This window comes from Agrobacterium sp. 22117 (assembly GCF_052045735.1).
GTDB classification, from domain to species: domain Bacteria; phylum Pseudomonadota; class Alphaproteobacteria; order Rhizobiales; family Rhizobiaceae; genus Agrobacterium; species Agrobacterium cavarae.
In genome coordinates, this window is sequence record NZ_JBQEPP010000004.1 from 84,855 (window position 1) to 93,788 (window position 8,934).

9 protein-coding genes are annotated in these 8,934 nt (G+C 59.7%); 1 reads left to right on the forward strand and 8 read right to left on the reverse strand.

The features are described from left to right. Positions 1-9: 9 nt before the first annotated feature. The 7 genes from ACTJKV_RS12440 to ACTJKV_RS12470 all read right to left on the reverse strand — a co-directional run bounded on the left by ACTJKV_RS12440 (position 10) and on the right by ACTJKV_RS12470 (position 7,510). A complete protein-coding gene (locus ACTJKV_RS12440) occupies positions 10-1,791 on the reverse strand; it encodes an adenine deaminase (RefSeq protein ID WP_113267620.1) in 1,782 nt (593 codons plus the stop codon). Then, the gene (locus ACTJKV_RS12445; RefSeq protein ID WP_113226034.1) at positions 1,788-2,714 is read right to left on the reverse strand and encodes a nucleoside hydrolase; all 927 of its coding nucleotides are present in this window, start codon (positions 2,712-2,714) and stop codon (positions 1,788-1,790) included. The genes ACTJKV_RS12440 and ACTJKV_RS12445 overlap by 4 nt, the downstream gene beginning before the upstream one ends. Position 2,715: 1 nt before the next feature. After that, the gene (locus tag ACTJKV_RS12450; RefSeq protein WP_440598758.1) at positions 2,716-3,741 is read right to left on the reverse strand and encodes an ABC transporter ATP-binding protein; all 1,026 of its coding nucleotides are present in this window, start codon (positions 3,739-3,741) and stop codon (positions 2,716-2,718) included. Next, on the reverse strand, positions 3,734-4,513 hold the full coding sequence (locus ACTJKV_RS12455) for an ABC transporter permease (RefSeq protein ID WP_113226032.1): 780 nt from the start codon (positions 4,511-4,513) through the stop codon (positions 3,734-3,736). The genes ACTJKV_RS12450 and ACTJKV_RS12455 overlap by 8 nt, the downstream gene beginning before the upstream one ends. Next, on the reverse strand, positions 4,510-5,337 hold the full coding sequence (locus tag ACTJKV_RS12460) for an ABC transporter permease (protein ID WP_062423563.1): 828 nt from the start codon (positions 5,335-5,337) through the stop codon (positions 4,510-4,512). The genes ACTJKV_RS12455 and ACTJKV_RS12460 overlap by 4 nt, the downstream gene beginning before the upstream one ends. An 86-nt stretch (positions 5,338-5,423) precedes the next feature. After that, a complete protein-coding gene (locus ACTJKV_RS12465) occupies positions 5,424-6,446 on the reverse strand; it encodes an ABC transporter substrate-binding protein (RefSeq protein ID WP_062443566.1) in 1,023 nt (340 codons plus the stop codon). Next, a complete protein-coding gene (locus ACTJKV_RS12470; RefSeq protein WP_113226030.1) occupies positions 6,443-7,510 on the reverse strand; it encodes a LacI family DNA-binding transcriptional regulator in 1,068 nt (355 codons plus the stop codon). The genes ACTJKV_RS12465 and ACTJKV_RS12470 overlap by 4 nt, the downstream gene beginning before the upstream one ends. A 287-nt stretch (positions 7,511-7,797) precedes the next feature. On the opposite strand from ACTJKV_RS12470, the gene ACTJKV_RS12475 reads away from it, so the two are divergent. Continuing rightward, entirely contained in the window at positions 7,798-8,319 is a 522-nt protein-coding gene (locus ACTJKV_RS12475; protein WP_440598759.1) for a flavin reductase family protein, read from the forward strand. Between the two features lie 30 nt (positions 8,320-8,349). Here ACTJKV_RS12475 and ACTJKV_RS12480 read toward each other — a convergent pair whose 3' ends face one another. Further along, positions 8,350-8,793 carry an RrF2 family transcriptional regulator gene (locus ACTJKV_RS12480; protein WP_062423567.1) on the reverse strand — a complete coding sequence of 148 codons (444 nt, stop codon included), beginning with the start codon at positions 8,791-8,793 and terminating at the stop codon, positions 8,350-8,352. Positions 8,794-8,934 lie beyond the last annotated feature (141 nt).

The window sequence follows — 8,934 nt, forward strand, 5'->3', positions numbered from 1 at the left end:
CAACCGACATCAAGTTGACAGTGGCTCCCGCACCGTTCCCGTCAGCACATCGGCGATACCCATATCGGTCTGGTGGGGACCTGTGTTGCAGGCAAGCGTGGCGCCGAAGCAGGCCTTGAAGACGAGGTAGGGCGGCTGCCATTCGACGACCTTGCCGACGGCTTCGCGCACCGCCTCAAAGCCCGCGGCCACCTCCGTCAGAGGTGCATCGGATACGAGGCCGGAAAGCGGGAGAGGCAGCAGGGCGGTCACCTTTCCGCCTGAGGCGACGGCCATTCCGCCGCCCGCCTTGATCACGGCATTGGCGGCGAGCGCCATATCCGCTTCGTTGCCGCCGAAGACGGTCAGGTTGTGGCTGTCGTGGGAGACGGTGGTGGCGAAGGAACCTTTCCACTCGCCCCAACCCGTCAAAAAGCCGGTTCGGGTGATGGCATCTGCCTTGCCGTGCCTATGCGTCACCGAGATCATCGTCGTACCATCAGGCGGCACGACAAAGCCGTCAACCACGTCAGCCTCGATTTCGCCCCACCGCGTGAAGCGCGGCCTGTCGATGGTGGCGAGCCGGACGCGTTTGCCGTTGCTCTTCACCCGAAAATCCTCAGGCGAGCGAAGCGGCAGCTTCATGGAGCCTTTCAAAGGCGCCGCGTCGATCTCGGGGATCTCGACGATCATTCGGCCTTGCTCGGCAACGGGCGTTCCACTGACCAGGACATGGCGGGCGGAGAACTGCGTCAGATCGTCGAAAACCACGATATCGGCCCTTCGACCGGCAGCAATCAGGCCGAGATCATTGCGCTGAAGGCGTGCTGCTGCGTTCAAGGTCGCGGCCTGCAATGCCCATTGCGGCCGAAGGCCGTAGCGAACCAGCCGGCGCACCACATCATCCAGCCCGCCGCCCTTCAACAGATCGTCAGGGAAGACGTCGTCTGTGCAAAGCGTCAGCGTCGGCGGCAGATGGCCGAGCCTGTTCAGGGCCTCGACAAATTCCGGCAGCAGATGATCGTGGGAGCCGCGCAGTTCAATGGTCAACCCGGCGCGCAGCTTCGCCATCAGGTCGTCCGCTGATGTGAGTTCGTGGTCGGAGGTAACACCGGCTGCCATAAACGCGTTGAGATCGGCACCTTCCAACCCACGCGCATGGCCGCAGATCAGCTTATCGGCATGCAGTCCTTCCTGGAGAATGGCGCTCATACGCGGGTCGCGCTCGATGACACCGCGCATATTCATGACTTCGGCAACACCGCCGACTTCCGGCCAGAAGAGAATTTCGGCAAGCACCGTCGCATCGAAATCAGCACCCGCCCGTTCAAGCCCCGGTGCCGACGGCACGCAGGAAGGCGCGAGCAAGATTGTTCGCAGCGGCAGATTGCGACTTGCCCGCGATGCCCAGGACATGCCGTCCAGTCCATGGACATTGGCAAATTCGTGCGGATCCCAGACAACAGTGGTCACACCCTTGGCGACGACCGCAGCAGCATAGGAAGCCGGCGTGACCATGGAGCTTTCGATATGCATATGCGTATCGATCAAGCCGGGCGCGACATATCCGCCTTTGGCATCCAGGACCTGCGTGGCGTCCTGTCTTGAGCCGGTGGGGTGGACGCTTACAATCAGCGGACCAACGAGGCCGATATCGGCGGGACGCAATTCGCCCGTCACCACATCCACCAAAGTTCCGCCGGAAATCAGAACATCGAAAGGCGCATCGCCCCTTGCCGCCGCAACCGCGCGGGCGCGGAGCGCGGCGTCATTCATGCCGTCGCGATCGGCAATGATCGGCTTTTCACTCATCGGCTTGCCTCTGCTTCAAGTGCACCAAGGATGATCTTGCGCGCATATTCGGCATCGATGTCCTCTGCATAATGAGCATTGAAACGATCGGCATGGGCAAGCCGCGCTTCCACGACCGTTCGCCCACGCGTTAGACTGCCCTGCAGTTCGACATCGATGCGAGCCGGTTTCCATGTTACGCTCTCAGGATCAACCACGGCCACCGCCGCGCAAGGATCGTAAAGCGCCATGGCATCACGCCCCCGGCTGACGGCGATGTTGATGAAGCCTTCCAGCATATCGGCTACCAGCGCTGCGTTCTTTCCACCCGCCTGCCGGATAGGCGCCACATCCCCAAGAGAGGCGGTGACTTTGCGGCAGAAGTCGAGATCGACCATGCGCAGCGGAAGCCCATGGGCAATGACGATGGCCGCGGCTTCAGGATCGGCAAAGGCGTTGAATTCGGCAGAGGCCGTGTGATTGCCAAGCGTCACCCCGCCGCCCATCCAGGTCAGGTCGGTAATGCGCGCGGCGAGATCCGGTCGGGCGAGGCAGACTGCAGCAATGTTGGTCAGAGGACCAAGGGCCAGAATCTTCTTTTCCCCTGCCCCCTCTGCCAACCACTGGCAGAGGGCATCGAAAGCATTCGACAAGGGCAGATCGTCCGATGCTGGAAGCGTCGCTCCCACTGTCGGGATGCCGGTTTCACCCAGAATGCGTTGCGCTGTTTCGATCTCTCCGAGAACAGGGCTTGCCCGCCCGGCGTGGATAGGAAAGCACCAAGAGAAGGCCAAGGCCGCACCCGCGGCATTCTTTTGCACCTGATCGAGCGGCGCGTTGCCGAAAACCAGAGAGACTCCGTCGATAACCTGACCGGACGCTGCCACCACCAGAATGGCAGCGATATCGTCGAAACCCATATCGGTATCGATCCACATCCCCATCTCAGTTGAACACCTTGAGAGATGCCGCCTTTTCGACGGGCAGATCAAAGGGCAGCGTCGCGCCGATCTCATAGGACGGCAGGCTCGCATCCACCTCGGCCTTGATGGCCCCGAGAGGGCTGTCGAGCAGATATTCCCGCGTGTTGCCTGCAAAAGACGTGCCGCGCACGGTGCCCTCAAAAGGACCTGAACCGAGGGTTACCATGCGCGGCCTCCATGCCAGTCCCGCCGTACTCGGAACCTGGCCAGAAAGCGTAACTCGTCCTGCGTCCGTCTTCAGCTCTGCGCCCTCCAGACGGAATATGTTTTCAAAGCCGACAAAGTCGGCGACGAAGGAAGAGACAGGTGCATTATAGATCTCTTCCGGCGTGCCAATCTGCTCAATTGCGCCGTTCTTCATCACAACTATGCGATCAGCCAGTGCCAAGGCCTCGACCTGATCATGGGTGACGAAGATCATCGTCACACCGGTCGCCTTCTGCACCCGCTGCAACTCGGTGCGCATTTCCAGCCGGAGCCGGGCATCGAGATTGGAGAGAGGCTCATCGAGCAGGAGAACCTTGGGGTCCATGACCATGGAGCGCGCAAGCGCTACGCGCTGCTGCTGGCCACCGGATAGTTCCGCCGGCTTGCGCGAGGCGAAGGTGGAGAGACCGACGGATTTAAGTCCCGACGCCACTTTTGCATCCAACTCTGCACCGGTCAGGCCCTTAAGCCGCAGACCGAAGGCAACGTTTTCATAAACTGTCAGATGCGGAAAGAGCGCATAGGACTGGAAGACCAGACCAACGGCACGCTTGTTGGCGGAGACACGGGTGATATCGGCACCATCCAGATCGATACGACCGCCTGCAATCGGCATCAACCCCGCAATGGCACGCATCGTGGTGGTCTTGCCACAGCCGGACGGTCCAAGCAGCGCCAGAAGCTCGCCCTTGCGGATATCGAGATTGAGCTTGTCGACGGCCATGGTGGCACCATAGGCGAGCGAAAGATTTTGAAGAGAGAGATACTGTGCGTCAGACATAGCGGGAGAACCCCAGGAAACGTTCGGCCATGAAAACAATGCCGATGGAAAGGAAGGCGAGGAGCGAGGAGAGCGCCGCGACGGACGGATCGAAGACGATTTCCATATAGCCCAGCATATCGATCGGCAGCGTGCGAACGCCAGGACCCGACAGGAAGAGCGATACCGGCACCTGATTGAAGCTGGTGACGAAGCCAAGAATGAAGGCCGACAGAATGCCGCCGCGGATGTTCGGCAGAACGACGCGGAAGAAGGCGCCAAGCCGGGACGAACCGAGCAGAACCGCCGCCTCTTCGATATCCGAACGCAGATTGGTGAGGCTGGCAGAGACCACGCGCACGGCATAGGGCAGTATCAAGGCGGTGTGCGCGAGAAAGAGAGCCAGCGTGATGCCGATGCCGAAGGGCACGACGAAGTATCGCAGCAACGCGAGACCGACGATGATGCCGGGCACGATGATTGGTGCCGAAACAATGGTGCGGATCGTTTCGGAAAGCGGCAGCTTGTAGCGCGACATGGCGTAAGCAGCAGGTATGCCGAGGAGGAGGGCCGCAAACGTGCCGCCGATGGCAAGAAACATCGACATGGCAAAGCTGTTGCGGAAGCTTTCCACGGTAAAGACCTTGGCGATCCATTTCAGCGAAAAGCCCTGCGGTGGGAAGGCCAACGTGTCGCCGGCCGAAAACGAGGCGGCAACGATGATCAGGAACGGCCCGATCAGAAAGCCGATGACCAGCATCAGCGTGAGGGGAATGAAGAGATGGCGGGTCATTTCCTGTTCCTTGCCGTTGCAATGCGCTTGAGCAGGATATTGGCCGCAAAGCTCATGACGATCAGAATGAAGGCAATGACGCTTGCAGCGACGAAATTGTTGGAAACCGTGACCTGCTGATAAAGCAGCGTTTCCAGCATCAGCACCTTGGAACCGCCGAGAATGGCGGGCGTGATATAGGCGGTGAGCGAGCCGGTGAAGACCAGTGTGCCACCGACGACGAGGCCTTCCTTCGTCAGGGGAATGATGACCTTCCAGAAGACCTGGAACCAGTTTGCACCGAGAACCCGCGAGGCGGCCACCACATCGCGCGGCATGTTTTCCAGCGCGCTGATCAGCGAAATGATCATCAGGGGCAGAAAGAGCTGCAACAGGCCGATGAACACAGCCGTCTCGCTAAAGAGAATGCGGATCGGGCTATCGGTCAGCCCAAGAAACTTCAGCGCTTCGTTGACAATGCCCGTGCGCCCCAGAATGACGATCCAGGCATAGGTGCGCGCCACCGGGGAGATCATCAGCGGCAGGATGACCAGATTGATCATATGCCCCTTCGAACCCGGCGGCAGGCTGACGATGGCAAAGGCGGCAGCATAACCGATGACGGCGGACACAACCGTGACCAGCGCGCCAAGTTTCAGCGTGCGCAGGAATACCGCCTGGTTTAGCGGGTCGGAGAAGAAAGTGGTGTAAGCCTGCAGCGTCCACCCATCGGCGGTGCGAAAGCCCTCCGAGAGAAGAATGAAGACCGGCACGAGAAAGACCGCCGCCGCAAAGATTGCGGCGGGCAGGGCCAGCGCCAGAGCCTCGGTCCGATTTTGAAACATGGCGGTCTATCCTTCGACAGGCTGGTCGATCACAGATGAGCCGTCATCCTCGACCGTTGGGTGCGAGGATGACGCGCGACGCAAGATTACTGACCGACCTTGGCGTTCCATTCCGACAGCCACTTGTCGCGGTTGTCGAGCGAAACGGCGGACGGGATGAGCTGCAGGCTTTTGACGGTCTCCTCGCCATAGGTGATGTTGTTCGCCACCTCTTCGGAGACCTTGACCTCCTTGTTGGTGGGGCTATCCACCAGCTTGTCGGCCAGTGCCTTCTGAACATCGGTCGAAAGCCAGAAATCCATGAATTGCAGCGCAAGATCCTCGTTCTTCGTCCCCTTCGGCACGACAAGCACGTTCATGCCGCCGGTCTGACCTTCCTTCGGTGTTGCCCATGCAAGTGGAAGATCGAGCTTGGTGAAAGGCGCCCAGGAGAAGCGACCGATGGGTGCGGCCCAGATTTCTTCCTGCTGCATCAACTGCACGAGTTGCGAAGACTTCACATAAAAGGTGACAATATCGTCCTTCTTGGCACCGACAGCCTCGATAGGCGCCGCGAGATCAGGCGTGTCCTTGTCCATCGCCTTGCCCAGCATATAGAGCGCAGGCGGACCCTGATTGGTGGTGACGTTCGGGAAGGCGATGTGATCGACGATACCGTCCTTCAGGAGATCACCCCAGCTGTCGATCTTCATTTTGTCGGTTCGATAGACGATCGACGTCGCATAGAGATTGACGCCAACGCTCATGCCATCGCCATTCGGATCCTTGGCAATGTCGTAAAGCTTCTCGATATTCGGCACCTTGGCGGTATCGATCTTCTGGATCAGGTCCTTACGGGCGGCGGAAAGCGCATCCGCCATGGAGACGATGGCGAGGTCGATGACCGGGTTGGTCTTGTTGGCCTCCATCTTCGCCAGGCGCTCAACGCTGTTGCCGGTTTCCACGACCAGCTTGCAGCCGCATTTCTGCTCGAAGGGGGTGTAGACGAGTTCCTTGAACTCGTCCTGCGCGAAGGCATAGACGGAGATCGTCAAGGTCTTGTCCTGTGCCTGCGCGGCCCCGAGCGACAGCATCAGCGCCGTGCCGGATGCGAAAAGGATCTTTTTCATGATGTATGTTCTCCAGCTGTGGGTTTTTTATCTTCAGTCTGCTTCTCGTTATTGGCGGCGGAGGAGCGACGAATGACGAGCTCCATCGCCACTTTGGAAATATCCGCGACCACGCCGCCCGCGGCGGGCCGGTTCGCAGGGTCATCACCATCAATGGCGCGAACAAGAGCGGTAACGGCGACTTCCGCAATGCGTGCCATATCCATGCGAATGGTGGTGAGGGACGGCGTGACCACGGATGCCCAGATGAGGTCGTCAAAGCCGGTGACACTTGCCTCGTCCGGCACGGCAATACCCTCATCCTGAAGTTCGGTGAGAACACGCAAGGCATGCAGATCCGATGCAGCGGCAAAGGCGGTAAACCCCTGGCGCACCTTGTCCGCCACGCCGAGCCGGCAGCCTTCACCATGGCGCTCTTCGAGCGACGCGATCCAGAGCGTTTCAGTTCGGGCAGAAGCAGTCAGTCCGGCGCGAATGCCGCCGATGCGATCGTTCTGCACATTGGAATCCGAATTTCTGGCGATCATCACGACATTGCTGTGTCCGAGCCCAGCAAGATGCCGACCGATCTGCACGCCGCCATCCCAGTGGTCGGCGGCCACCGTGTTGCCGGGCGTGGAAGGAGAGTCGATCACAGCGACCGGGCAATCCACATCGGCAATCCGCGTACCACGACGGGGGACGACGACCATGCCTTCGACCCCACGTTCGATCAGCCGGTTGATTGCATCCGTCTGCTTGGCAATCTCCCCATGGGAGTCGGCGATCAGAACACCGTAGCCGGCATCGGCCGCGGCCTTCTCGATGGCTTGAGCGATTTGTGGAAAGAGCGGATTGCCGATATCGGGAAGCACGAGGCCAAGAACGCCACTGCGCCCCGTGCGAAGCGCGCGGGCGGCAGGACTGGGCACATAGCCCATCTCCGCTGCCATCTTACGAATGCGCTCACCAAGCTCCGCCGAAACACGCCCTTTACCGGAAAGGGCGTTCGATACCGTCGCGCTCGAGACACCGAGAGCAGCGGCAATTCCGTGCAGATTTGCGGCGGGCTTTTGTAAAGCCATGATCTTGCGCCCTTGCTTAATCGTTTAAGCAAGCTAGTGGAAACCGTCTCCAATGTCGAGTCCGGCTTGCGATTTTTCATGACTTCGTGCGTGTCGACGATCCGCGACGATACAAGCCAGCTATGACCGTTACTCCGCGGTCGCGGCATGCAGGCGCTGTTTGAGCAACGACAACGCCAGGATCATTCTACAAAATTGATCAACAATAAAATCTTTTGGCTGTGGTGTGGGCAAAGGCATTGCTACGTTTGAGCTGCTTGGGGAACACGCGCTGAAAGGTGGAAACGATGACAGCGACAGTGACTTACATTCACGAGGAGCGGGAGAAACTCGCCCTGGAAGCTGCGGAATTGAAAACGGCCATGCGCCAGGTCGCAGGCAGTGTCAGCATCATCACGGCTGGTCATGGCGTCCATCGCACGGGAGCGACCGTCACGTCAGCCACTGCGCTCTCGATGGAGCCGCCAACGATGATCGTCAACATCAACCGGTCGTCTTCGACATGGCCGGTCATCGCGCGCTTCAACCACTTCTGCGTCAACATCCTGTCCGGCGAACAGGAGGATGTCGCATCCCGCTTTGCAGGCGTTGGCGGACTGAAGGGTGCGGAGCGCTATGAAGGAGCCGACTGGTTCGATCTGGAAAGCGGCGCTTCGGGCTTACACGGCGCGCTCGCGGTCATCGACTGTGCCGTAGAGGATGTCGTGGAGCGTCACACCCACGCCATCGTCATCGGCCGGGTTCTCTCCGTTACCCGTGGAGACGGACGCCCGCTTCTCTACCACGCCGGACAATATCTTCAGATCTGACGAGAGTGACGCTTGCGCAGCGCGATTGCATCACGCTGTCTTGTTCACCGGCTCTTCACCGGTGTTCGCCGCAAACTGCTCAAGCGTCATCGTGTCGAGAACGGCTGCCATGGCATCCCGGACATCCGTCATCGACCGGCGGACCTGACAGGCCGCCGGATCGGAACAGTCCTCGCAGGCTTCAAAGGCCGTGCGGCTGGCGCAGCGAATAGGGGCGAGCGGCCCATCCAGCGCGCGAATGACCTGGCCGATATAGATATCGGATGCCGGCTTTGACAGCGCATAGCCGCCGCCCGGTCCCTTCTTGGACCGCAGCATGCCCTCATTGCGAAGCTCCAGCAAAATCGCGTCGAGAAACTTCTTCGGGATATTGTTGCGCGCGGCAATGTCGCTGACGAACGCGGTCTGCCCCTTATCGAGGCTCGCGAGGTCGATCATGGCCTTGAGACCGTATTTACCCTTTTTCGTCAGCATCGGCGTCTTTCACATCCAGCAGGTCGCGTTTCATCAAGCAGTAGCTTGACCGGACATACTGCTCGGCACCTGAACTTTCAATGAATTCCATGAAAATTATCGAATAGAACGGCCCCGGTAACTCGAAAACGTTCTATTCGA